The sequence below is a fragment of the Streptomyces guryensis genome, assembly GCF_021261325.1.
Classification (GTDB): Bacteria; Actinomycetota; Actinomycetes; order Streptomycetales; family Streptomycetaceae; genus Streptomyces; species Streptomyces guryensis.
Window position 1 is genome coordinate 132,431 of record NZ_JAJSBI010000017.1, and the last position, 23,156, is coordinate 155,586.

The following is a 23,156-nucleotide window of genomic DNA, read 5'->3' on the forward strand; positions in this document are numbered from 1 at the left end:
GCGGCGGTGTCCCTCCCCCGCCCCATTGCGGTTCGAAATACCGAATGTTGTGCGACATGCTGTGCGGTGAACACGCTAAGCGGCTGCTGTGTGATGTCAACAGCACTTAATGGGACATGAGTTGCATGGTGGGCTCGGACCCCACCGTGCTCGCTGTCACCTCAACCGGATCACCGCGTGCGAACGCGTTCCCCGATCACCCGCGTGATCTCGCGGGTGATCCGCAGGATGCCGGGGGAGCGCACCGGGCACGGCTTCGGCGTGGACGTCGTCGGCGCCAGGCAGAAGTGCAGGTAGTCCTTGTCGAGGTGGAGGGCGGTGCGGTCGCGGCCCGGCTGGGTGCAGTAGTCGCCGTGTTCGTGCTCGTAGGCGGTGCAGGGCAGGTACTGGGACCAGGTGTAGCGGGCCCCCGCGGGGCTCACCGTCGCGCCGGCGTCGGCGACGAGGTCGCCCGAGGCAGCGGCCTGCCGCTCGTACATCCGGTTCACGCGCCGGACCCGGTCGGGCGTGATCGGGTCCGGCCCCTGCAGCACCCACACGATGCGCGGACGCCTGCTGCCGCCCGCCGCCGCGATCTGTTCGGTGAGCCGGCGCAGGTCGGCCTCGTAGCGGGTGAAGTACTGCCGCGGCGAGGCGTTGTAGGTGATCCCGTCCATGCACCACGTGTAGCCCCACGCGTTGCCCCAGAACTGCATGACCACATAGTCCGGATGCTGCGCACGGACCAGCGCGGCCGCCTTGTCCCCGTCCGGCACCAGGGACTTCGCCCCGGTGCCCTCCAGGTAGTCGCACAAGGTGGTGCCCGAGTACGGGGCGCTCGTGTACTTCGCCCTCAGGTCCCGGCGCAGCTCCTGCCCGAGCACGTTCTGGGCCTCCATCGCGAGCGAGTCCCCGAGGTACAGCACGCGGGGTGCCACGGCGGGGGCGCCCGGGGAGGCCGGGGCCTGCTGATGGGTCGTCGAGGCGGAGGCTCCCGGCACGGCGGGGGAGGGCGGGGCCTTCTCCGGGCCGGACGACGGGTCGCCGCACGCGCCCAGCACCAGTACTCCGGTCAGCAGCATCCCCACGATCCACGGCTTCCGCATACGGCGACTCCAGCCCCGGCAACCGAAAACGGCTCCCAGGCAAGCACAGGCGGGCCGAAGGCGGAAGACACCGGAGTGAGTTCAGACGCCCTCCGGCCGCTCCAGTCGCCCGAGAAGGTCCAACAGGCCGGTCAGCGGCAGCGGTTCGGCGAGGTGGCCGTCGAACCCGGCGGCCAGGGACAGGGCACGGTCGGTGCCCTGGCTGAACCCGGACAGCTTGCCGCCGTCCGGCCGCGCCCGTAGGGCACGTGCGACCGCATAGCCGTCGATGTCGGGCAGACCCAGGACTCCGCGGCCGAAGCGGTGACTCACGGGTCAGGCGGTAGCCGTAGCCCCGGACGGTGGTGATCCGCGGGGCCGGTGCGGGTCGGCCGGCGAGCTTGCCACGCAGCCGGTACACGTGCTCCGCCACGGTCGCGGCCTGCTGCCAGGACGTGCCCCAGATCCGCTCCGGCAGCCGTTCCGCGGAGAACACCCGGCCCGGTGCGGCGGCCGGCATCTCCAGCACTGCGTACTCCTTGGGGCGCAGCATCAGCAGGACCCCGTCGAGGGACGCCTGGGGGGAGGCCGAGCAGATGCGCAGCGCGCCGGCCTGGAGCACGCTCGGCACCTCGGGCGGCTGCGAGCGGTGCAGTACGGCGTGGATGCGGGCCACCAGCTCTCGCTTCGAGAACGGTTTGACCAGGTAGTCGTCCGCGCCGATCTCCGGGCCCGCCACCCGGTCGGCCTCCGCGCCACGCCCCGTCACGACGATGACCGGCAGCCGGCTCGTGGACCGCAGCGCCCGCAGCAGCTCCAGTCCGCTGCCGTCCGGCAGCCCCAGATCGAGCACGGCGAGATCGACACCGCCTTCGGGGTTCCGGCACGGGCTCGTGCGATGCGGGGATGCCGCATTCATCGCACAGGCCCGTGCCGGCACGCGCGCCCCGGCGCGCGGGAGTGCCTACGGCGCGAGAGCGGGGATCACACCCGGTCGGCGACGATCAGCAGATACTGGAAGCTGCCGTTCTTGTAGGCGGTCAGGAACGTGTCCTCGATGCCCGTGACCAGGTGGTCGGCCTGCCTGCGCAGCTCCCAGTAGGGGATGGCGTCGGCCGTGAGGTCCTGGACATGGACGGGGACGAGACGGTGGCGGGCCATCGCCCGGAAGTACTCCGAGCGCGGATGGATGTCGCAGATGTAGTGGGCGTTGATCTGGGACACCTCGCGGGACGCCTGCCCGTAGGTGTCGTTGTAGCAGCCGGTGACCACCACATAGCGCCCACCGCGGCGCAGCAGCCGCGAGTGCTCGGCGAACAGCAGCTCCAGCTCGACGTACATGGTCGACTCGTTGTTCCACGACGCCGCGTACGCGCCGGTCGCGAAGCCGGTGTCGAGCATGTTGCGGTGGTGGTAGCGCACGTGGCTGTCGATGTCCCGCTTGCGGGCCTGCTCGCCCGCGAACGCGGCCTGCTTGGCGGAGATCGTCACGCCGTCCGCGTGGCAGCCGTACCGCAGATGCGCCACGACACTGCCGCCGCCGCGCCCGCAGCCGGCGTCGAAGACGCGGTCGGCGGGGGAGAGCGGGCCGAGGTGACCGGCGAGGAGCTCCGCCTGGGCGTGTTCCAGGCGGTGCAGTTCGTTGGTGATCCGTCCCCGCCGCAGCTCGCGGTCAGGCTCGTCGAGCACGCTCCAGTCGACGTCGCCGACGCCGTAGTGGTGGTGATAGAGGTCGTCGATCTTGCCCAGTTCGAGGTTGACCGGGTTCTCCTCGGCGTTCCAGTAGTCCGCGACGCGGTTCTGGTACGTGGACTGGGTCGGCACCGGTGCCGCCTTGGTGTCGGCGTGGGGGGCGATGGTCAACTAGGACTCCTCGTGATGCGTCTGACGGAGCGTCAGCACAGCGGGCGTTACCAGTAGTTGGGCAGGTGGTAGCGGTGGGTGTTGGTGGCGTGCCACTCGTGGTTGCCGGCCACCCAGTCGGACAGGCCCCGCGCGTAGCGCTCCACGAGGGGCGAGGTTGCGGACAGGACGGCGGACTCGTCCTCGAACGCGGTCATGACCTGGTTGTGGATCTCGACGGCCTTCAGATAGGCCGCCTTCAGCCCGCACCGCTCGTTCGCGGCGACGACCTGCGGCAGGTTGAGGTGGGTGGGGTCGCTCGCCAGCTCCTTGGTGAAGGAGTAGAGGTCGTTGACGATGGTGGTGGCGTTGCAGGCGAGTGCGGTGATGCGCTGGATCTCCGGGCGGGCGTAGACCGCCTCCGGCAGCTCGTAGCCGTCCACGGCGTCGACGATCGACAGACAGGGGCGGAAGTTGTTGAACTGCCGCATCACCAGGTACTCCCATACCTGCGGCACGTACCGGATCTCCGCCCACGCGGCCTCGGCGAGATAACCGAGGTGCAGCCGTGCCATGTCGTGCACGAACCGGTCGCTCTGGCTGGGGGTGGCGACGGCGGCGAAGTCGTTCATCGCCCAGTGGTACGAGCGCAGCGGACCGTCCGCCTGCACCCCGTGCGCCCACTGCTCCTGCAGCGCGGGTGTGCCGTGGAAGGGGTCGAGCGCCGACTGGGCCAGGATCAGCCGGCCGCCGAGGCCGCGGCGGGCCCCGCCCCTGCCCTCGTCCTCCTCGCAGTAGCAGCTGTCGACGAGGTTCTCCGCGAGCAGGAACTTGCCGGCGGCGGTGAGGCGTTCCAGGTCGGCCGCCGCCGGATGCTGGAGCACCACGGCCCGGCCGAACTGGAAGCCCGAGAAGTCCCCGGACCACGCCTTCGGGAACAGGTCGAGGCCGTGGGCCCAGGCCTCCAGCCTGCGGTCGACCTCGTCGACCTTCGCCGGATCGGCTGGGGCGGCCTGCCGGTATTTGAGCCCCGGGATCGCCCCGGCGCGCCGGGTGCGCACGGTGCGGGCCAGATTGGGCGGCCCCGGCAGCGAGGACGAGGAAGCGGGCGTGCTCATTGCGTACTCCACCCTCAGTCGGCCGTCCGGCCGATCTGGACGTTCTCCAGGATCCCGGCCGCGTCCGGCACCAGGATGGCCATCGAGTAGTAGGCGGTCACCAGGTAGCGGATGATCGCGGCCGTGTCGATGCCCATGAACCGCACGTTCAGGCCCGGCTGGAACTCGTCGGGGATGCCGGTCTGGTGGAGCCCGATCACTCCCTGGTCCGACTCGCCGGTGCGCAGCGCGATGATGCTGCTGGTGTGGTCGCGGCTGATCGGGATCTTGTTGCAGGGGAAGATCGGGACCCCGCGCCAGGCGGGAATCTCGTGCCCCTCGACACTCGCCGTACCCGGCACCAGGCCGCGCCGGTTGCACTGCCGGAAGAAGGCCGCGATCGCCTTCGGATGGGCGAGGAACACCTTCGTCTTGCGGCGCATGGACAGCAGTTCGTCCATATCGTCCGGGGTCGGGGGCCCGGCGAAGGTGCTGACGCGCTGACCGTAGTCCACGTTGTGCAGCAGTCCGAACTCCCGGTTGTTGACCAGCTCCCATTCCTGGCGCTCGCGGATCTCCTCGACCGTCAGGCGCAGCTGCTGCTCGGTCTGGTTCATCGGGTTGTTGTAGAGGTCGGCGACCCTGGTGTGGACCCGTAGCACGGTCTGGGTGAGCGAGAGCTCGTACTCGCGCGGGGCGAGGTCGTAGTTCACGAAGCCGCCGTTCAGCGTCGGCTCACCGACATGGCCGGCCTGCACGGGGACGTCGGCCTCGCCCTTGCGGTTCATGGGCAGTTTCTGCCGCGCCGCGAACGCCTCCAGATGGGCGGCGAGGGACGGCACCCGGTCGGTGATCTCCGTGACGACGTCCCAGGGCAGCACCAGCAGTACGCCGGCCGTCTCCGCCCGCACCGAGCTCAGCCACAGCGGGTTGGACTGCCCGATGGCCTCGTCGCCCATCTGGTCGCCGTCGGTGACGACCCCGGTGATCTCCTCCTCGCCGTACTTGCCCGCGGTGTAGCGGGTGAACTTGCCGTGCACGACGAGATAGGCCTCCGTGACGCGTTGGCCGGCCTCGAACAGCACCTGTCCCGCCCGCACATCCCGGACCCGGAAGCGGGTGGCGACCTCCTTCAGGACGTCGGTGTCGGAGTAGCCCCGCAGCACCGGCAGCTCGGTGAGCGTCTCGGGGATGACCTTGATGTCGTCGGCGCCGTTCTGCTCGAACTGCACCCGCCCGCGCCCGATCCGCAGCTGCAGGCGCCGGTTGACCCGGTAGGTGCCGCCCTTGACGTCCACCCACGGCAGGGCCCGCAGCAGCCAGCGCGAGCTGATGGCCTGCATCTGCGGTTCGGACTTGGTCGTCGTGGCGAGCTGGCGCGCCGCCTGGGTGCTGAGACTGGTCAGCTGCCCCTCGCCGTCGGGTCGGGTGGCGGGTTCGTCGGTGGCGGGTCCGGAGGCGCTTTCGGGGGCGGACACATTCCCTCCCTGGGGACGTACACGGCGATGTACAGAAGTGGGCGGAGTGGTCGGAGATGAAGGCGACGCCGCGGTGGACGGCAGCCGGGCGTCGCTGTACAAGGCAAACAGCCCCGCGGATGCCCCGGTACGGCGCGAAGGGGGCGGTTTCACCGCCTGGTAACGCAAACCTCGCGAACGAGGCAGTGCGCCGACGCCTCCGCACCCCCACGCCGGTCGTCCGACCCCGCGCGCCCCCGCCGCCGCACCCGCCCTACAGGTCGTTCACCAGCACAGCCGCCCCGTCGAAGCGCCCGGCCCCGAGGTCCTGCAGCGCCTCGTCCGCCCGTGTCAGGGGGTAGGTGTGGGTGGTGGCGTGGACGCCGTGCCGGGCCGCGAGAGCCAGGAACTCGCGGCCGTCCTCACGGGTGTTGGAGGTGACGCTGCGGATCTGTTTCTCGTAGAACAGGTCGCTCTCGTAGCGCAGGGGCGGTATGTCGCTGAGGTGGATGCCGGCAATCGAGAGGGTGCCGCCGCGGTCGAGCGCCCGGAGTGCGACCGGGACCAGGTCGCCGACCGGTGCGAACAGGATCGCGCTGTCCAGGGGCTCGGGAGGCACGGCGTACGGGTCCTGCGCGGAGACGGCGCCCAGACCGAGCGCGAGTCGCCGCGCCGCCGCCCCGCGCGTCAGGACGTGCACGGTGGCGCCCTCGGCCAGCGCCACCTGCGCACACAGGTGGGCGCTGCCCCCGAACCCGTACAGGGCGAGCCGTCCGCCCGGCGGCAGCGCCGCACGCCGCAGCGCGCGGTAGCCGATGATCCCGGCGCACAGCAACGGCGCGAGAGCCACGTCGTCGACGGCCTCCGGCAGGTGGTAGGCGAACGCGGCAGGCACGGTCGTGTACTCGGCGTAACCCCCGTCCGCGTCCCAGCCGGTGTACCGCGAGGACGGGCACAGGTTCTCCGCCCCGCGCGAGCAGTACGCGCAGGTGCCGTCCGTGCGCCGCAGCCACGCCACCCCCACCCGGTCACCGGTGGCGAAACCGGCGGCCGCGGCCTCCGTCCCGGACCCGGCCACCACGCCCACGACCTCGTGCCCGGGCGTCACCCCGGCCCGGTGCGGCGGCAGATCCCCCTCGGTGACATGCAGGTCGGTGCGGCACACCCCGCACGCGCGCACCTGCACGAGGAGCTCGTCGTCGCCCGGCACCGGTACCGGTTTCTCGACCAGTCGCAGGCCCCCCTCCTCGACCGGTCCGGGCCTGACCACCGACCATGCACGCATCGTCCCGTCCGCCATTCCGCACCCCGTCCGCAGTGTCGAAAGTGTGCCGAGGCCCCCTCCGTCCAGTCTGAAACGGACCAAAGCGTTCGGCGCGCGCTTCGTCCGGCGGATGACTAGCGTGAGGAAACGGACCATCCGCCGATTCGGGAGAGGGCCGCAGCCATGGCCGTACAACCTGAGGGAACCCCCTGTTGGGCCGACGCGATGTTCGGTGACGTCGAGGGCGCGAAGAGCTTCTACGGTGACGTCCTCGGCTGGACCTTCGGCGAGGCCTCGTCGGAGTACGGGAACTACACCCAGGCCTACGCGGACGGCAAGGCGGTCGCCGCCGTCGTACCGCCGATGCCGGGCCAGGAGGCCCAGTCGCAGTGGTGCCTCTACTTCGCCTCACCCGACGCCGCAGCCACCGCCGCCAAGGTCAGGGAGCACGGCGGCGAGGTGCTGATGGAGCCCATGCAGGTCGGCGAGTTCGGCACCATGTGCATCGCCCGCGAGCCCAGCGGCGCCGTCTTCGGCGTGTGGCAGGGCGGCACCCATGAGGGCTTCGAGGCGACCGCCGTACCGGGTGCCTACGGCTGGGCCGAGGTCTTCACCCGTGAACCCGAGAAGGCCGACGCGTTCTTCAGCGCCGTCTTCGCGTACACCGCGCAGCAGATCGTCGACGACAATGTCGACTTCCGCATGTTCAACCTCGGCGACAGCACGGTCCTCGGCCGGATGAAGATGGGTGACGAGTTCCCGCCCGAGGTGCCGTCCTACGTCAATCTCTACTTCGTCGTCCCCGACTGCGACGACGCGGTCGCCAAGGCCACCAAGCTCGGCGGTGTCCTGCGCTTCGGGCCGATGTCCAGTCCCTACGGCCGGTTCGCGGCGATCAGCGACCCGCAGGGCGCGAACTTCTCGGTGATCGACATCACGACGACCGAGGGTGAGCTGCCGAAGACGAAGGACGTCTAGGAGGTACGAGTGCGCCTCCCGGACGATGGTCGATGTCCAGGTCCGCCCGTGGCATGATCGAGGCCATGCGTGAACGTGTGGTGGCCGCGTGCGACGGGGCTTCGAAGGGAAATCCGGGACCGGCGGGCTGGGCATGGGTGGTCTCCGACGACTCCGCCACCCCGGCCCGCTGGGAGGCGGGACCGCTCGGCACGGCGACCAACAACGTCGCCGAACTCACCGCCCTGGAACGCCTGCTGGCGGCGACCGACCCGGGCGTCCCGCTCGAGGTCCGCATGGACTCCCAGTACGCCATGAAGGCCGTCACCACCTGGCTGCCCGGCTGGAAGCGCAACGGCTGGAAGACCTCCGCCGGCAAGCCGGTCGCCAACCAGGAACTGGTCGTACGCATCGACGAACTGCTCGACGGCCGCTCCGTCGAGTTCCGCTACGTGCCCGCCCACCAGGTCGACGGGGACCCGCTCAACGACTTCGCCGACCGCGCGGCCAGCCAGGCGGCCAAGGTCCAGGAACCGGCGAGCAGCGCGCTCGGATCCGCGGAGCCACCGCCGTCCCCGGACACCCCGAAGTCGGGCGCTCCGCGCCGCAAGCCCGCGGCGGCGGGGCAGCGCGCGGGCTCGTCGTCGCGCACCATCAAGGCGAAGTTCCCGGGCCGCTGCCTGTGTGGCCGTTCCTACGGGGCCGGCGAGCCCATCGCCAAGAACGGGCAGGGCTGGGGGCACCCGGAATGCCGTACGGCGGAGGCCGGTTAGGGCCACCGCCGTACGGCACACGAGCAGTTCAGGTCCGAGCGCGGCTCAGGTGACCACGCCGCGCCACTCCCCGGTCTCCTGGCCGCGCCGTTCGATGAACTTCTTGAAGCGCTCCAGGTCGCCCTTGGTCTGCCGCTTCACGAAGCCGAGCTTGTCGCCGACCTGCTCGGTGACGCTGTCGGGATGGAAGTCCATCTGCAGCATGACCTTGGTGTGGTTGTCGTCCAGGCGGTGGAAGGTCACCGCCCCGGCCTGCCGGGCCTGCCCCGCGACGGTCGTCCAGGCGACCCGCTCGTCCGGGATCTGCTCGGTGATCTCCGCGTCGAACTCCCGGTGCACGCCGTTGACGCTGGTCACCCAGTGCGTGAGCGTGTCGGTGCGCTGTTCGATGCGGTCGACGCCGTTCATGAACTCGGGGAACGTCTCGAACTGAGTCCACTGGTTGTAGGCGGTGTGCACCGGGACGCCGACCTCGATGGATTCCTCGACCTGCGACACGGGTGAACCCCTCCTTCGCTCTCACATCGGTTGCGTCCGGCGCGGGTACCCCTGACCTGCGGAGCAAACCACCGTGTCCCGGCCGTCAAGCGGTGTCGAAATGCTCAGTCGGTGTCGAAGGTGTAGTGGGCGGTGTGGTCCAGCAGATCGGCGGGCCGCACGTCGTTCCACGGCTTCATCGTCTCGTCGAGGTCGACCACGTCCGGCGTTCCGGCGGTCGGCAGATAGCCGGATCCGGGGTGACGCCGCTGCCACTGGGCCCAGAGCTTGTCGATGTAGGCGTGATGGAGCCAGAACACCGGGTCGTTGGGGGAGACCCCGGTGGCCATCTGTCCGCCTACCCACACATGGACGCGGTTGTGCAGGTTCACGCCGCGCCAGCCCTCCAGGTGGTTGCGGAAGCCGTCCGAGGCGCTGTTCCACGGTGGCATGTCATATATCACTGTGGACAGCACCGACTCGACCTCGGCAGGCGTAGGCAACTCCCTTACGTTCGCGCCAAGTTGGCGACGCAGGAACGTACGCCCGTCGACCCGTACGTTGATCGGCCAGTTGCCGGAGGACGCGGCGAACGGGCCGTCCATCACCTGGCCGTCCCGGCTGCGCCCGGTGCCGCCGAGGAAGTCCGGTGCCCACAGCGAGGAACGCGCCGAGCGGTCGGTGCTCCAGTCCCAGTAGGGCAGCGCGACCGACGCGTCCACCGACTGCAGCGCGCTCTCGAAGTCCAGCAGGTATCTGCGGTGCCAGGGCAGGAACGACGGCGAACGGTGGCCCGTGCGTTCGCCGTTGTCGGTGTCGCCGAGGATGAAGGCGTTGTGGGTGGTGACGAAGGCGTCGTAGCGGCCGTTGCGCTTGAGTTCGACGACGGCGGCGACGAAGCGCCGCTTCTCGTCGGCGGTCAGGGTCGCCTGGTTCTTGCGGACGGTCATGGTGCGGGTGCTCCCAAGGTGCTTGCGGAAACGGTCAGTTGGCGGGGAAGGGGAGGAGCGCGGCGCCCTGCAGCTCCTCCACCGCGGCACGCGCGGCCGCGTGCGGCGTGGGCACCGGGGCGTAGTGGCTGACGATGCTGATCCAGCTGCCGTCTGCGTTCTGCATGACGTGCAGCTCGACCCCGTCGACGAGCACGGCGTAACCGGTGCCGTGGTGGTGACCGCCACCGGATGCCGGCCGGCCCTGTATGCGGCGGCCCTTGTAGACCTCGTCGAAGGGCTCGGGGGAGCCGTGGTGCCGGTGGCCGGCGGGTGCCGCGGCGGCGGTGCCCGTGTGAGCGGCGGCGGCCGCGGTGAGGGCGGCAGCCGCGGTGAGCGCGCGGCGTCGGGTGAGGGTCGGCATACGGGATCTCCAGGGTTCGTTCGGTCGACGACCCGGAATGCCTATCGGTCCGGTCGAGAGCGGGAGAAATCCGTCGAGGGCGGTTGGCTGCGATCAGGACAATTACCGACATGTTGTACAAGGGTGAACGAAGGTGATCTTGCTGTTCGGGGGGTCCCGCGAGGCCCGGAACGGGGAATTCCTTCTCGCCGCCCCTCCGTTCCGGGTGATCCCTGGCGGGCGAGAGCGCCGCCAGTGGCCTGCCTCACCTCGGGAAACTGGCGTGATCCGGTGGCTCGACCCGCGCGACCGCACCAAGGGCGCCCGGCGCCACTGCGGAACGGCCCATTTGGGTGAATGGCAATTCACCGGCTAAGGTGAATTGCCATTCACCCAAGTTTTCGCCGCACCGTCGCTGGAGTGCCGATGGACCAGCCAGGCCCGATACCCCGCACCCCGGGAACGGGAGCCCTGCGTGACCGGCTCACGATTCCGGTGCTGGCGTTCGGCGGCATCCTCATGGCCGTCATGCAGACCGTCGTCGTACCGCTCCTGCCCGACCTGCCGCGGCTGACCGGCGCCTCCGCGGGCACGGTCTCCTGGATGGTCACGGCGACCCTGCTGTCCGGCGCCGTGCTCACCCCCGTGCTCGGCCGGGCCGGCGACATGTACGGCAAGCGCAGGGTGCTGACGTCGGCCCTCGTCCTGATGACCGTCGGCTCGGTGATGTGCGCCCTGTCTTCCGACATCGTCGTCCTCATCGCGGCCCGCGCCCTGCAGGGCGCCGCCGCCTCCGTGGTCCCGTTGTCGATCAGCATCCTGAGAGACGAGCTGCCGCCGGAGCGCCGGGGCTCCGCGGTGGCCCTGATGAGCTCCACCGTCGGCATCGGCGCCGCCCTGGGCCTGCCGCTGGCCGCGCTGGTCGTGCAGTACGCCGACTGGCACACCATGTTCTGGCTGACCAGTGCCCTCGGCGCGCTCGGTGTCACGGCCGTGTGGTGGGCGGTCAAGGAGTCGCCCGTGCGGCAGCCCGGCCGCTTCGACGTGCCGGGCACACTGGGTCTGGCGGCCGGACTGGTCTGCCTCCTGCTGGGCGTCTCGCAGGGCGGGCAATGGGGATGGGGCAGCGCGCCCGTCGTCGGCCTTTTCCTCGGTGCCGTCGTCGTGCTGGCCCTGTGGTGGTGGCAGCAGCTGCGCACCGAGCACCCGCTGGTCGACCTGCGGCTGGTCTCCAGGCCGCGGGTGGGCCTGTCCCACGTGGCGGCACTGCTCACCGGGTTCGCCTTCTACGCCAACTCCCTGGTGACCGCCCAGCTGGTGCAGGCGCCGAAGGCCACCGGCTACGGTCTCGGGCTGTCGATCGTGCAGACCGGCCTGTGCCTGCTGCCCGGCGGCATCACCATGCTGCTGTTCTCACCCGTCTCGGCCCGGATCTCCGCGGCCCGCGGTCCCCGCGTCACCCTCGCTCTCGGGGCCGCGGTCATCGCATGCGGCTACGCGGTGCGCATCGCCGACAGCCGCGACCTCTGGATGATCATCCTGGGGGCGACGGTGGTGTCCACCGGCACCACCCTGGCGTACTCGGCCCTGCCCACCCTGATCCTGCGCGCCGTCCCCGCCGAGCAGACCGCCTCCGCCAACGGCGTCAACGTCCTGATGCGCACGATCGGCCAGGCCGTCTCCAGTGCGGCCGTGGCCGCCGTCCTGGTCCATCACACGAGCCTGGTCGGCTCAGCCCCCGTGCCCACGCTGCACGGCTATCTGCTCGCCTTCGGCATCGCCGGCGCGGTCGCCCTGACGGCCAGTGCCGCGGCCCTGACCATCCCCGGCGACCCCGCGACGGGCGGGACCCCCCGGACCCGCGGGCGGACCCGGGATCCGCGCGGCGAGGCGCTGGAGGGAGCATGAGTGCTGTGAGCACTCCCCCCACCACGTCCGCGCCCGCCCGCCGGGACGCCGAGGCGACCAGGGCGGCCATCCTCAAGGCGGCCCGCCACCTGCTGGCCCGGCACGCCCACGCCGACATCACGCTCAAGGCGGTCGCCGAACGAGCCGGTGTCAGCGCGCCGCTGATCCTGAAGTACTTCGGCAACAAGGACACCCTGTTCGCCCGTGTCATGTCCTTCGAGACCGACGCCGACGCCCTGCTCGGCGCGCCGCTGGACGAGCTGGGCCGGCACATGGTCCGGCATGTGCTGGTCAGCCAGTCGCAGCAGGGCGCCGACCCGCTCCTGCGGATCGTGTTCGCGCCCCTGCACGGCGCCCAGGGCGACATCCTGCGCGCCAACTTCCGCACCCAGGTCACCGAGCGCCTCACCGAACGCCTCACCGGCCCCGAAGCAGGCCTGCGTGCCGAGCTGGCCGTCGCGAACCTGCTGGGCCTCGGGGTGATGTACGGCATCGCGCGCGGCGTCCATGTGCGGGGCGCCGCGCTGGAGGAGATCGTGGACCGCTGCGCGCCGGCGGTGCAGGCGCACCTCACGCCGGGCGGAGGAATCCAGCGGCCGTAGCGGGTGCGGCCTGCCGGATTCGTGCCGGCACGCGGGCCCGGAGGTCATGATCAGCCGCCGGTGCGAGCGATGTGCGGCAACCGCAACCGCTCACCGCAGCAACCGGTCCAGGAATCCGTTCCCCAGGACACGGTGGGGGTCGAGCCGGTCCAGGATTCCGGCCGCCTGCCCCCACTCCGCCTCGCCCAGCGACGCGGGCACCGCCGTGCCCAGCACCTCCTCGTCGCTCCAGGCGGCCTCATCGGTGTAGGCCCAGCCCTTGGACCACTCGACCCGGGTGAGCGCGTGCTCCCCGTCGAACGTGCGCAGCAGGAACTGCTCCAGCTCGCGCAGGAAGGCCTCCGCGTACGGCGTGCCCGGCAGCGTCAGAACATCCAGCCACACCGCCGTGTCCCACGCCGGATGCGTGTCGCTCTGCCGCAGCGCCGACAGCAACGGGGCACGGGCACCGTCCAGTTCGGCATCGGCCGGGTCGTCGAGGCCGGTCACCCGGATCTCCACCGAGCCGTTCACGGGGTAGCGACCCAGCGCGGCGTACGCGGCGAGCCGCTCACGGTAGAAGGACGTGAACTCGGCGACCACGCGCTGCACTTGGGCCCGCGTGGTGAGCACGGCGTAGCCGTTGGCGGCCACCCGCAGCGTCGTCGGCCTGATATAGAGCAGGGTGTTCTTCGACGGCCCCCAGATGTCGGCGGACAGCGTCGCCACCAGCCCGAGCGCCGCCACGTCGTACTGGGCGTTGCCCAGAACCGGAGCCAGGTACCAGGCCGCGTCCGAGGTCATCCGCCCGACGAGGTCCGCCACCACGGTCGGCACGTTGTCGGAGAACGGGTAGTTGTACGGCGATGTCACATGCCGCGAGGTGAGCGGCCGCGTCGGCGTCACGCTCCACACCTTGAGCCACGGCAACTCGGTGAAGGCGAACCAGATCGCCTCCACGCGGCCCGACGCGTCGAGGTGGCTCGCGAGGGTGCGCCCGTCGGAGCCGGGTGCCGCAAAGAGCTCGGCGGCCGGGATGTCCGTACGGCTCACACACCGCAGATCGACGTTCGCGCCCACCCGCAGCACGACCTCGGTCACCAGCGCACGGCCCAGGTGGGTGAGCAGAGCGGCACAGTCCGCCTCGTCGCGGTCGAACGTGCGCAGTACGTACGCGCCCGAGTTCTCGTCCCACGCGACCGCCGTCAGCGACAGCACCAGATTGCTGAGCGAGCCGTACGTGTGCCCGGGCAGCCGCTGCTCGCCCCGCGCGGGTACGGCGGTGCCGTGCGCGTCGATGGCCAGCGCGCCACCCAGGGTGAGGTCACCGGGAGCGGGCGCGGCGGTGACTCCCAGCCCGTGTCCCTCCAGGTAGGAGAGCAGGGCCTCCATCGTGACGCCGGTGCCGGCCCGCACCGCCCTCGCAGAGTCCAGGGACAGGCCGGTGAGATGAGGAGCGGTGTCCACGAGCAGGACGGGGGTGTCCGAGGCGGTGCCCTCGGTGATCGTCAGCGGCGACCAGCCGTGCGCGGCCCCCCGGGCCCGTACCCTCCAGCCGTGCCGCCAGGCCCAGTTGACGACCTCGACCACCTGATCCGCGGCGGCCGGAGCGCAGGCCCACAGCCCGTCCGCGGTGATCTCGCCGACCCAGTTGCGGTACGCCGAGCGGTACAGGGAGACATCCGGCGGGAAGTCCGGCAGCTCCTGCGCCGCGACCGCCGGATCGGCCGCGATCAGAACGGGCACGGCGGCCAGCGCGGCAGCGCCCACCAGGAAGCCGCGGCGGCTCAACGACGTGTTCTCCGACGGCCCGGACGGGAAGTTGTTCGCTGAACAATCAGTCACGGGTTCACGCTAGGGGTGCCGTTGACACATACGGGATTCCTGTCCAAGTGCGTCACTCATGTGAGTGAATGATTCACAGACGGCGCTCCGGAGCGGTCGGTTCCGTGCACAGGCGTGACTGATGACAGACTGACGCCATGGACGAGCGCACATTCGGTAGGTCGGGTCAGCACGCATCCGTCGTCGGTCTCGGCACGTGGCAGCTGGGCGCCGACTGGGGAGACGTCGACGACAAGGACGCCCTGGCGGTGCTGGAGGCGGCGGCAGAGTCGGGGGTGACCTTCTTCGACACCGCCGACGTGTACGGCGACGGGCGCAGCGAGCAGACCATCGCCGCGTTCCTGAGCGGCAGGCCGGACCTGCATGTGATGGTCGCCACGAAGATGGGCCGCCGCGTCGAGCAGATCCCCGAGAACTACGTCCTCGACAACTTCCGTGCCTGGAACGACCGTTCGCGGCGCAACCTCGGCGTCGACCGCATCGACCTCGTACAACTGCACTGCCCGCCGACGCCCGTGTACTCCACGAACGAGGTGTTCGACGCCCTGGACACCCTGGTCGAGGAGGAGCGCGTCGCGGCGTACGGCGTCAGCGTGGAGACCTGCGCCGAGGCGCTGACCGCGATCGCCCGGCCGAACGTGGCGAGCGTGCAGATCATCCTCAACGCCTTCCGTATGAAGCCACTGCGCGAGGTCCTCCCGGCCGCACAGGAGGCCGGCGTCGGCATCATCGCCCGCGTCCCGCTCGCCTCCGGCCTGCTGTCGGGCAAGTACACCAAGGACACCGTCTTCCCCGAGAACGACCACCGCACCTACAACCGGCACGGCGAGTCCTTCGACGTGGGCGAGACCTTCTCCGGCGTCGACTACACGACGGGCGTCGAGGCCGCCGCCGACTTCGCCGCTCTCGCCCCCGCCGGCTGCACCCCGGCGCAGCTCGCGCTGCGCTGGATCGTGCAGCAGCCCGGCGTGACCACCGTGATCCCCGGCGCCCGCTCGCCCGAGCAGGCCCGCGCCAACGCGGCCGCCGCCAAGCTCCCGCAGCTCACGGACGAGACACTCACCGCGATCCGCGACCTCTACGACCGCCGGATCAAGGACCAGGTGGAAGCCCGCTGGTAGACCGCGGCAACCGGCTCACGGCTCCAGGAGCAGCTGCCACTCCTGCTCCTGGTCACCGGAGACCGAGCCCTGGTCCTGGGCGGTGAAGGCGTGGGTGAGCGTCTCGCGCGCCTGAGCCACCGCCACCGGCGAACCCTGCACGGTCAGCGTCACCGCGCCGGACAGATGACCGGCGGGAACGGCCTCGGAGGGCGGGCCCGCCGGATCGTGTGCGAACCTGGCCGTGTGGACGGTGACCTCGTCGTCGGCCGGAAGTTCCTCCTCCGGCATTCCGAATGCGGGCTCCAGGACCCGCACGACCGCGCGTGCGTCCGCGGCGGTGCCGCCGCTGACGGTGACCGTGAGCTCGGTTCCGGACATGGTCGTCGGACTCCTCGGGTGGTCGTCGTACGCCATGGCCTCCGTGTAACCGCCCGATGGTCGCCCAAACAGCGGTCGATTGCGCGCGGCCCGGTCAATCCTCCGCGAAGAGGGAACACGGGTCAGGGAAGACATCCGGGGCGATCGAGCCGGGAGGAACCTTGCCGGCCACAAACAGCGGAGCAGACCTGAACGAGTGGGGGCGGCACGAGACCGAGGAGGAACGGGCCGACCGGAAGTGGGGTGAGCTGATCCAGGAGGTCAGGGTCGCCCAGACGGGGGTGCAGATCCTGTTCGGCTTCCTGCTCACCGTGGTGTTCCAGCAGAAGTACGACTCGCTGGAACACACCGACAAGATCATCTACATCGTGACCGTGGTGCTGGGTGCCGCCGCGACCGGAGCGCTGATCGGGCCCGTCTCCCTGCACCGCGTGGTCTCCGGGCAGCGGGTCAAGCCGCAGGCCGTGGAATGGGCCTCCCGGATGACCTTCGTCGGCCTGGCGCTCCTGCTCGCCACCATGACCTGCTCGCTGCTGCTGATCCTCCGGGTCGCCACCCACAACGGCGCCGTGACCTGGCTCGTCATGGCAGTCGTCGTGTGGTACGCGCTGTGCTGGTACGCGGTGCCCCTGTGGACGCGGCGCCGCCACACGGAGTGACGCCGTCCGGCCTGCAGGACAGCAGCCAGGGGGCTCCTCCTGGTGGGAGCCCCCCCCATGCCTCAGCCCCTGCCGCCGCGCAGCGCGGTCAGACACATGACGATGGCCTGCTGGAGCTCCTCCAGGCGCTGGACCATGTCGTCCTCGACGAAGTCCTGCACATCGTCGAAGGTCAGCTCCTCGAACGCCTTCGTAGCCTTCTGCAGACTGTTGTAGAACTTCGTCCGCCGCTCCTGGACGCGCAGTTCGGGATCGGCCTCCACGGTCTCGGCGACGAGGGACTTGAGGGTGTCGTAGGCCTCGCTGGCCCACTCGCCGGTGTCCTCGTCGTCCTCCAGCTCGTCGATGAGCGACAGGTGCCGCTCGGCCTCCTGGCGCAGGTCGACGGGCGCGTCGATGGTCTGCCCCGCCGGGGTCTTGACCTGCCCCGACTCGGCGATCTGGCGCACATAGCCGATCCGGTCGGCGGCCCGGCTCTCGGTGGCGACGGCCTTCTTCAGGTCGTCGGTGCGGACGACGTCGCGCGCCAACTCGGCCTGCAGCCCAGGGTCTTCACGGACGCGGTCGAGGAGCGCCTGGCGGGCCGCCCGGGCCGTGGAGGGATCGGCGAGGATCGCGGCGCGCAGGGCGGTGGGGTTCTCGGCGACCTCCAGTGCCTTCGTCGGGCGGATGCCCTCGGCCTCGGCGGCCTCCGCGATGGCGGTGCCGCGCTCGGAGGTCGCGCTGTTGCGGGACACGTAGTAGCTCAGCCACACATCGGCGTCCGGCAGCTCCGCCTCCTGGCCCGGCGCCAGCGCCTCGAAGTGCGGGACCATGCCGTCGTCGGCGGCCCGGTCCCAGGCCTTGTAGTAGCGCATGACACGCTCGGGGGAGCACCCGGCCAGCTCCGCGAACTCCTTCGCGGACACCTTCGGCGTCTCCTCCGCCCCCTGACCGCCGGGCCGTACGCTGCGTGCCACCATCAGGGCGAAGGCCCACCCTCCGGTCCGCGCATAGACCCCGAACTCACGCGCGTCCCGCGCGACGAGGTCGGACAGCGGAGCGGGGGACGACTCGGACGGGACGGTCGCTAGGGTCACGGACGACTCTCCTGTGCAAAGATCGTGGGGCTGCAGAAGTGCAGAGCGGCAGCCTATATGGACCCATCGGCGATGCTTTGAACAGGGCGCCGCGCGGGCGGCCTCCCGGTCAGCCGAAGCTGTCGTGCAGGGCCGGCAGCAGCGTCTTCTCCGCCCAGTCCAGATACGCCGGCTGCGACTCGCCACCGATCTGCACGAGGGCGACCTCCCCGAATCCGGCCTCGGCGTACGGGCGTACGGCCTCCACGAAGTCGTCGGGGTTGTCTCCGCAGGGGATCGAGGCGGCGACGTCGTCGGGGGTGACGTACTGGGTCGCCGAATCGAAGGAGTCGGGGTGGGGCAGCTCGGAGTTGACCTTCCAGCCGCCGCCGAACCAGCGGAACTGGGCGTGCGCGCGCTTGACCGCCGCGTCCCGGTCGGGGTCGTAGCACACGGGCAGCTGGCCCACCCGCGGCTTGCCCTCCCCGCCGTGCCGGTCGAACGCCGTCAGCAGCCCCGCCTCGGGCTCCGTGGCGATGACCAGGTCGGCGAGCCGGCCCGCGAGGGCGCAGGACTGCTCGCCGGAGACGGCGATGCCGATGGCCGGCGGCTCGTCCGGCAGGTCCCACAACCGGGCCGACTCCACGTCGAAGTGCGGGCCGCGATGGTTCACATGGCCGCCCTTGAACAGCTCCCGGATGATCTCCACCGCCTCCTCCAGCATCTCGTGCCGCACGTCGGCAGACGGCCAACCCCCGCCGACGACATGCTCGTTGAGGTTCTCGCCGGAGCCCAGCCCCAGCCGGAAGCGGCCCTCGGACAGCAGCTGCATCGTCGCCGCCTTCTGTGCCACCACCGCCGGGTGGTAGCGGACGGTCGGACAGGTCACGTAGGTCATCAACGGAAGGCGCGAGGTCGCCTGGGCCGCCGCGCCCAGCACGCTCCACGCATACGGCGAGTGACCCTGCGAACGCAGCCACGGGAAGTAGTGGTCCGAGGTCACCGAGAAGTCGTAGCCGGCGCCCTCGGCCCGCACCAGATGGTCGACGAGGTCACGGGGGCCGGCCTGCTCGGTCATCATCGTGTATCCGATTTGCACCATGAACCGCGAGTCCCCTGTACCGGCGGCGGAAAACAGCCCCTCGATCCATGCGGACCATGGGGAAGGATGCCGTCATGAGCGCTCGCCCCCTGCCCTCCAGCACCCCCGCCGCCCAAGGTGTCGACGCCAACGGCGTCCACGCCTTCCTCGACGCCCTCGAATCCGCGCCGGACATCGAGCCGCACAGCCTGATGCTCATGCGCCACGGCCACCTGGTGGCCTCCGGCTGGTGGGCGCCGTACACCTCGGAACGGCCGTACCTGCTGTACTCCCTCAGCAAGAGCTTCACGGCGACGGCCGCGGGGATCGCCGCCGGGGAGGGCCTGCTCCGCTTCGACGACCCGGTGATCTCGTACTTCCCCGAGTTCGAGGCCGACATCACCGATCCGCGCAGTCGCGCGATGCGGGTGCGGCACGTGGCCTCCATGGCCAGCGGGCACGAGGCGGAGACCCTCGACCGGGCGCTCGCCACCGACCGCGCGGACCTGGTGCGGGGCTTCCTGCTGCTCCCGCCCGAGCGCGAGCCGGGGACCGTCTTCGCCTACAACCAGCCCACGACCTACACCCTTGCCGCGATCGTGCAGCGTGTGACGGGCCTTCCGCTGACCGAGTACCTGCGCCCGCGCCTGCTGGACCCGCTCGGGATGGGCGAGGCGGCCTGGCTGCGCGACCGGGCCGGCCGCGAACTCGGCTTCAGCGGGCTGCACGCCGCCACGGACGCAGTCGCCCGGCTCGGCCAGCTGTATCTGCAGGACGGGGTGTGGGAGGGCCGGCGCCTGCTGCCCGAGGGCTGGGTCGCCGAGGCCACGCGCCCGCACATCGGCACCGGGGACGGTACGGCCGCGGGGGCGCAGTCGGACTGGCAGCAGGGCTACGGCTACCAGTTCTGGACCTCCCGGCACGGCTACCGCGGCGACGGCGCGTACGGGCAGTTCTGCCTGGTGCTGCCCGAGCACGACGCGGTGATCGCCATGACCGCGGCGACCCAGCAGATGCAGCGGGTGCTCGATCTGGCCTGGCGGCACCTTCTGCCGGCCCTCGGCCCCGAACCGCTGCCGGGCCGGGAGCGCGAGGACACCGCCCTGCGGGACCGGCTGACGCGGCTCGCGCTGCCCCCGGCCGCGGGGAAGCCCGCACCGCCGGAGCGGGCGCAGAGCTGGTCGGGCGCCGAGTTCACGCCGTACGACGGCGTCTGCCCGGACCGGCCGAAGCTGACCGGGATCCGGGTGACGGTGGGCGCGGACGGCTGGGCGCTGCGGCTCACCGAGGACGGGCACGAACTCGACCTCCGGGTCGGGGAGGGCGGCTGGACCGTCACCGACGGGCCGCTGCCCACCGCGGTGAGCGGCGGATGGACCGACGCGGGCACCCTGGCCGTGGACGTCCTGTTCCTGGAGACACCGCACCGGCTGACCGTGACGTGCTCGCTGCCGGACCGCACCTTCACGGCGCGGTGGCACACCACCCCGCTGCACAGCCCCCCGCTGCGCGCGATGCGCGCGCCCCGGGCCTCAGCCTGACGTCACCCGGAAGGTCCGCAGGAAGGTGTCCAGTGCCTGCCGGTTCGCGGAGTCGTCCCAGTCGGCGGCCGGAGTCGTCCACCGCAGCGAGAAGCCGCGTCCGCCGCCGAGCAGGAAGCCGCGCCCGAAGGTGCGCACCCGCGTGCCGTCGGCCTCGGAGAGCCACTCCATGTCGGCCGCCTTGTACCCCTGGTACGTCGTCGCCTTGATCTCGCCGATCCGCCGGAAGCCGTCGTCCTTCTCCAGTTGGGGTTGGACGTCGTCGCGCCAGACGGCCACGGGGTCGGGGCCCACCACGGTGCTGTAGGTGACCGCGAGGGTGCGCGGGTCGCCGTCCGCGCCGAAGGTCACGCGGGTCGAAAGGCCGCCGACGCGGGAGGTGGCCACCCGTTTCCAGCCCTTGGGGAGGGCGACGGAGAAGCCCTCGGGCGCTGTGTAGCGGCTGAAGCCCTGCGGCAGTGCGCCGGCCGAAGGGGAGGCCGAGGGCGACGGCGCTGACGTCGTCGGCGACCGCGTGGGCGTGGGGGACGACGCGGACGGGCTGGGGTTCTGGCCGTCCGTGCGGCTGTCCGGCGGCGTCGCGGACGCCGTGGCGGACACCGACGGCTGGGGCGCGGTGTCGGTCGCGGAGGTGCCGGTGCCCGGCAGTTGATCGGTGGCGGCCAGCACGGCGGCCGTCACGGTGACGACGGCCAGCGCGGTCCCGATGGCCATGGTGCGTCTGCTCCACCCGGGGGCGGCATGGCAGGCGGCGGTGTAGACACCGCGCAGCCGGGGCCGCGCCACGGTGTCCGCGAGCGTCTCGGGGTCCTCGGACAGGACGCGGGTGAGTGCCTCGCGGACCACCGCGCGGGTCAGCCGCTCCCTGGAGTTCTTGCGGAGCAGACCCTGCACCGTGCCGGTGAGGGGCCCGGCGTGCACCGGCGTGCGCAGCGGCAGCCGGTCCACGCCCTTCAAGGTGGCCTCGGGCCGGTCCCGGTCCCGGAACGGCGGGCGTCCCTCGACCATCGTGTAGAGGATCGCACCCAGCGCCCACAGGTCGGCCGCGGGCCCGATGCGCTCGTCGCGGGCCTGCTCAGGGGAGGCGTACGAGGGCGCGGAGAGCCTCGGTGCCAGGGTCGCGCCGGCCAGACCGAAGCCGGTGACCACGATCCCACCCCGGTCCCGCACATACACCTGGCCCGGGCTGAGTTCGCCGTGGGTGATGCCCTCGCCGTGCGCCGCCTCCAGCACGTCGAGCAGCTCCAGCCCGATACGGGCCGCCCGCACGTAGTTGAACGTGCCCTGCTGGGCGACGAGTTCGCCCAGGGGTGTCCCGTCGATCCATTCGGTCACGATCCACAGGACGCCGTCCTGCTCCACGGCGTCGACGACCGTCGCGACCGCGCCGGGACACATCAGCCCCATGGTCTCGGACATGCGGATGATGCGGGCCGTCGCCCGGGGCGCGGCCTCGCCGTCCGGGTCGTCCGGGAGCGCGATCTGGGTGAGGAGGTAGGCCCGCCCGACGTTGACGTCCTTGCCGTACCAGCAGATGCGGTTGGTCTCCTGGTGGACGACATCGACGAGCCGGTACCTTCCGGCGACCAACTCGTGCGTGAAGACATGCGCCTTGACCATGGTCATCCCTCGTCGAACCCCTGGCTCTCACCTTTCACAGAGGTACGAGGAGCGCGACGGTGTGTGTTCAAAGGATCCGCAAATCATCGGCGCCCGCGGGTCCGGAGACTCAGCGCAGTCCGAAGCGTTCCGCCCACGCCATGACGTCGCCGGGCGTCGCGTTGCCCCCGCACACGACCAGCCCGAGACGTGCGCCCTCACCGGCCCGCTCCAGGACCTGCCGGGCCGCGGGCAGCAGACAGCCGGCCGCGGGTTCGGCCCACACCTTGGCATGGTCGGCGAGGTCGAGCGTGCCCCGCACCGCCTCCCGGTCCGGCACCACGAGCACCTCGTGGACCAGCGCGGACACATGGTCATAGGTCAGTTGCGAAACGGACGGTGCGCTGAGCGTGCTCACGACGGACGACAGGGCGACCGGCACCGGGCCGCCCGCCGCCAGCGCCTCCGACATGGCCTGCGCACCCTCCGTCTCCACACCCCAGATCCGCACGTCCGGCCGCCGGTCCCGCAGCGCCGCCGCGACACCGGAGATCAGTCCACCGCCCCCGATGCTGACGAGCACGTCGGTGACGTCCCCCGCGTCGTCTGCGAACTCCAGCCCGACGGTGCCCTGTCCGGCGACGACCACCGGGTCGTCGAAGGGATGGACCAGCGTCAGCCCCTCCTCCTGCAGCGGCTTCATCAGTGCGAACGCCTCGGCCATGTCGTCGGCCAGCCGCACCGACGCTCCCGCGGCCTCCGCGATCCCGATCGAACGGGCGGGGGCCGAGCGCGGCATGACCACCGTGGCCTTCACATCGAGGGCGGCGGCCATGACCGCCAGGGCGATGCCGTGGTTGCCGCCGCTGACCGCCACGACTCCCGCGGCCCGCTCACGGGCGCTCAGCGAGAGCAACTTCGCCGTCGCCCCGCGCACCTTGAACGAACCGGTGCGCTGCAGCAGCTCCAGCTTGACGGTGACCGGGGCACCGAGCAGCGCGGCCAGGCCCGGGCTCGGCAGCGTCGGCGTACGCAGCACCTGCCCGGCGATACGCTCGGCCGCGGCTTCGACCTCGGAGATCCCGATCAAGACAGTCACCCTTTCCGGCACGGGGAGGGGAGGGCCCGCACCGCTTCGCA

The 23,156-nt window shown here is 71.2% G+C and carries 22 protein-coding genes and 2 pseudogenes; 7 read left to right on the forward strand and 17 right to left on the reverse strand.

What is annotated here, in order from left to right; translation table 11 throughout:
• Window positions 1–170: 170 nt before the first annotated feature.
• From LJ657_RS29860 to LJ657_RS29895, 8 genes and pseudogenes are all read right to left on the reverse strand, one after another.
• Window positions 171–1,085, reverse strand: a complete 915-nt coding sequence (locus tag LJ657_RS29860; protein WP_232651945.1) for an SGNH/GDSL hydrolase family protein — start codon at window positions 1,083–1,085, stop codon at window positions 171–173.
• Between the two features lie 81 nt (window positions 1,086–1,166).
• Complete coding sequence (locus LJ657_RS29865; RefSeq protein ID WP_232651946.1) at window positions 1,167–1,397, reverse strand: response regulator; 231 nt, start codon at window positions 1,395–1,397, stop codon at window positions 1,167–1,169.
• Window positions 1,398–1,461: 64 nt separating this feature from the next.
• Window positions 1,462–1,584, reverse strand: a pseudogene (locus LJ657_RS48695) (winged helix-turn-helix domain-containing protein); the annotation flags it as partial.
• Between the two features lie 204 nt (window positions 1,585–1,788).
• Window positions 1,789–1,983: pseudogene (locus tag LJ657_RS48700) on the reverse strand (response regulator); the annotation flags it as partial.
• A 65-nt stretch (window positions 1,984–2,048) separates the two neighbouring features.
• Window positions 2,049–2,927 carry a geranyl diphosphate 2-C-methyltransferase gene (locus LJ657_RS29880; protein WP_232651947.1) on the reverse strand — a complete coding sequence of 293 codons (879 nt, stop codon included), beginning with the start codon at window positions 2,925–2,927 and terminating at the stop codon, window positions 2,049–2,051.
• A gap of 47 nt (window positions 2,928–2,974) precedes the next feature.
• A complete protein-coding gene (locus tag LJ657_RS29885) occupies window positions 2,975–4,024 on the reverse strand; it encodes a family 2 encapsulin nanocompartment cargo protein terpene cyclase (protein WP_232651948.1) in 1,050 nt (349 codons plus the stop codon).
• Window positions 4,025–4,038: 14 nt separating this feature from the next.
• Complete coding sequence (locus tag LJ657_RS29890; protein ID WP_232651949.1) at window positions 4,039–5,481, reverse strand: family 2B encapsulin nanocompartment shell protein; 1,443 nt, start codon at window positions 5,479–5,481, stop codon at window positions 4,039–4,041.
• A gap of 253 nt (window positions 5,482–5,734) precedes the next feature.
• Window positions 5,735–6,745 carry a zinc-binding alcohol dehydrogenase family protein gene (locus tag LJ657_RS29895; RefSeq protein WP_232651950.1) on the reverse strand — a complete coding sequence of 337 codons (1,011 nt, stop codon included), beginning with the start codon at window positions 6,743–6,745 and terminating at the stop codon, window positions 5,735–5,737.
• A 162-nt stretch (window positions 6,746–6,907) separates the two neighbouring features.
• Between LJ657_RS29895 and LJ657_RS29900 the strand changes: the two genes are divergently transcribed.
• Both LJ657_RS29900 and LJ657_RS29905 read left to right on the forward strand, forming a co-directional pair.
• Window positions 6,908–7,702, forward strand: coding sequence for a VOC family protein (locus LJ657_RS29900; protein ID WP_232651951.1), 795 nt, complete (start codon window positions 6,908–6,910; stop codon window positions 7,700–7,702).
• A gap of 53 nt (window positions 7,703–7,755) precedes the next feature.
• Window positions 7,756–8,454, forward strand: a complete 699-nt coding sequence (locus LJ657_RS29905; protein WP_232652008.1) for a ribonuclease H family protein — start codon at window positions 7,756–7,758, stop codon at window positions 8,452–8,454.
• A gap of 45 nt (window positions 8,455–8,499) precedes the next feature.
• Here LJ657_RS29905 and LJ657_RS29910 read toward each other — a convergent pair whose 3' ends face one another.
• From LJ657_RS29910 to melC1, 3 genes are all read right to left on the reverse strand, one after another.
• Window positions 8,500–8,952 carry an SRPBCC family protein gene (locus LJ657_RS29910; protein ID WP_232651952.1) on the reverse strand — a complete coding sequence of 151 codons (453 nt, stop codon included), beginning with the start codon at window positions 8,950–8,952 and terminating at the stop codon, window positions 8,500–8,502.
• A 104-nt stretch (window positions 8,953–9,056) separates the two neighbouring features.
• Complete coding sequence (gene melC2 / locus LJ657_RS29915) at window positions 9,057–9,881, reverse strand: tyrosinase MelC2 (RefSeq protein WP_232651953.1); 825 nt, start codon at window positions 9,879–9,881, stop codon at window positions 9,057–9,059.
• Window positions 9,882–9,915: 34 nt separating this feature from the next.
• Window positions 9,916–10,284 (reverse strand): apotyrosinase chaperone MelC1, encoded by a 369-nt coding sequence (gene melC1 / locus LJ657_RS29920; protein WP_232651954.1) that lies wholly within the window; start codon window positions 10,282–10,284, stop codon window positions 9,916–9,918.
• A gap of 405 nt (window positions 10,285–10,689) precedes the next feature.
• On the opposite strand from melC1, the gene LJ657_RS29925 reads away from it, so the two are divergent.
• Both LJ657_RS29925 and LJ657_RS29930 read left to right on the forward strand, forming a co-directional pair.
• Window positions 10,690–12,171: an MFS transporter gene (locus LJ657_RS29925; protein ID WP_232651955.1), complete on the forward strand. Its 1,482-nt coding sequence runs from the start codon at window positions 10,690–10,692 to the stop codon at window positions 12,169–12,171.
• Window positions 12,168–12,773: a TetR/AcrR family transcriptional regulator gene (locus LJ657_RS29930; RefSeq protein WP_232651956.1), complete on the forward strand. Its 606-nt coding sequence runs from the start codon at window positions 12,168–12,170 to the stop codon at window positions 12,771–12,773. The genes LJ657_RS29925 and LJ657_RS29930 overlap by 4 nt, the downstream gene beginning before the upstream one ends.
• Before the next feature lie 90 nt (window positions 12,774–12,863).
• On the opposite strand, the gene LJ657_RS29935 is transcribed toward LJ657_RS29930, so the two are convergent.
• Window positions 12,864–14,597, reverse strand: coding sequence for a cholesterol oxidase substrate-binding domain-containing protein (locus LJ657_RS29935; protein ID WP_232651957.1), 1,734 nt, complete (start codon window positions 14,595–14,597; stop codon window positions 12,864–12,866).
• A gap of 137 nt (window positions 14,598–14,734) precedes the next feature.
• Between LJ657_RS29935 and LJ657_RS29940 the strand changes: the two genes are divergently transcribed.
• Window positions 14,735–15,718, forward strand: coding sequence for an aldo/keto reductase (locus LJ657_RS29940; protein WP_232651958.1), 984 nt, complete (start codon window positions 14,735–14,737; stop codon window positions 15,716–15,718).
• Between the two features lie 15 nt (window positions 15,719–15,733).
• Here the strand turns inward: LJ657_RS29940 and LJ657_RS29945 are convergent, their stop codons facing one another.
• A complete protein-coding gene (locus tag LJ657_RS29945) occupies window positions 15,734–16,078 on the reverse strand; it encodes a hypothetical protein (RefSeq protein ID WP_232651959.1) in 345 nt (114 codons plus the stop codon).
• A 161-nt stretch (window positions 16,079–16,239) separates the two neighbouring features.
• On the opposite strand from LJ657_RS29945, the gene LJ657_RS29950 reads away from it, so the two are divergent.
• Window positions 16,240–16,737 (forward strand): DUF6328 family protein, encoded by a 498-nt coding sequence (locus LJ657_RS29950; RefSeq protein WP_232651960.1) that lies wholly within the window; start codon window positions 16,240–16,242, stop codon window positions 16,735–16,737.
• A gap of 62 nt (window positions 16,738–16,799) precedes the next feature.
• Here LJ657_RS29950 and LJ657_RS29955 read toward each other — a convergent pair whose 3' ends face one another.
• Both LJ657_RS29955 and LJ657_RS29960 read right to left on the reverse strand, forming a co-directional pair.
• On the reverse strand, window positions 16,800–17,816 hold the full coding sequence (locus LJ657_RS29955) for a hypothetical protein (protein ID WP_232651961.1): 1,017 nt from the start codon (window positions 17,814–17,816) through the stop codon (window positions 16,800–16,802).
• Window positions 17,817–17,925: 109 nt separating this feature from the next.
• Complete coding sequence (locus LJ657_RS29960) at window positions 17,926–18,897, reverse strand: LLM class F420-dependent oxidoreductase (protein ID WP_232651962.1); 972 nt, start codon at window positions 18,895–18,897, stop codon at window positions 17,926–17,928.
• 74 nt (window positions 18,898–18,971) lie between these two features.
• Between LJ657_RS29960 and LJ657_RS29965 the strand changes: the two genes are divergently transcribed.
• Window positions 18,972–20,417, forward strand: a complete 1,446-nt coding sequence (locus tag LJ657_RS29965) for a serine hydrolase domain-containing protein (protein ID WP_232651963.1) — start codon at window positions 18,972–18,974, stop codon at window positions 20,415–20,417.
• On the opposite strand, the gene LJ657_RS29970 is transcribed toward LJ657_RS29965, so the two are convergent.
• Window positions 20,409–22,043, reverse strand: a complete 1,635-nt coding sequence (locus LJ657_RS29970; RefSeq protein ID WP_232651964.1) for a serine/threonine protein kinase — start codon at window positions 22,041–22,043, stop codon at window positions 20,409–20,411. The two genes, LJ657_RS29965 and LJ657_RS29970, sit on opposite strands and share 9 nt — an antisense overlap.
• A 103-nt stretch (window positions 22,044–22,146) precedes the next feature.
• On the reverse strand, window positions 22,147–23,106 hold the full coding sequence (locus tag LJ657_RS29975) for a threonine/serine dehydratase family protein (protein ID WP_232651965.1): 960 nt from the start codon (window positions 23,104–23,106) through the stop codon (window positions 22,147–22,149).
• Between the last annotated feature and the right edge of the window lie 50 nt (window positions 23,107–23,156).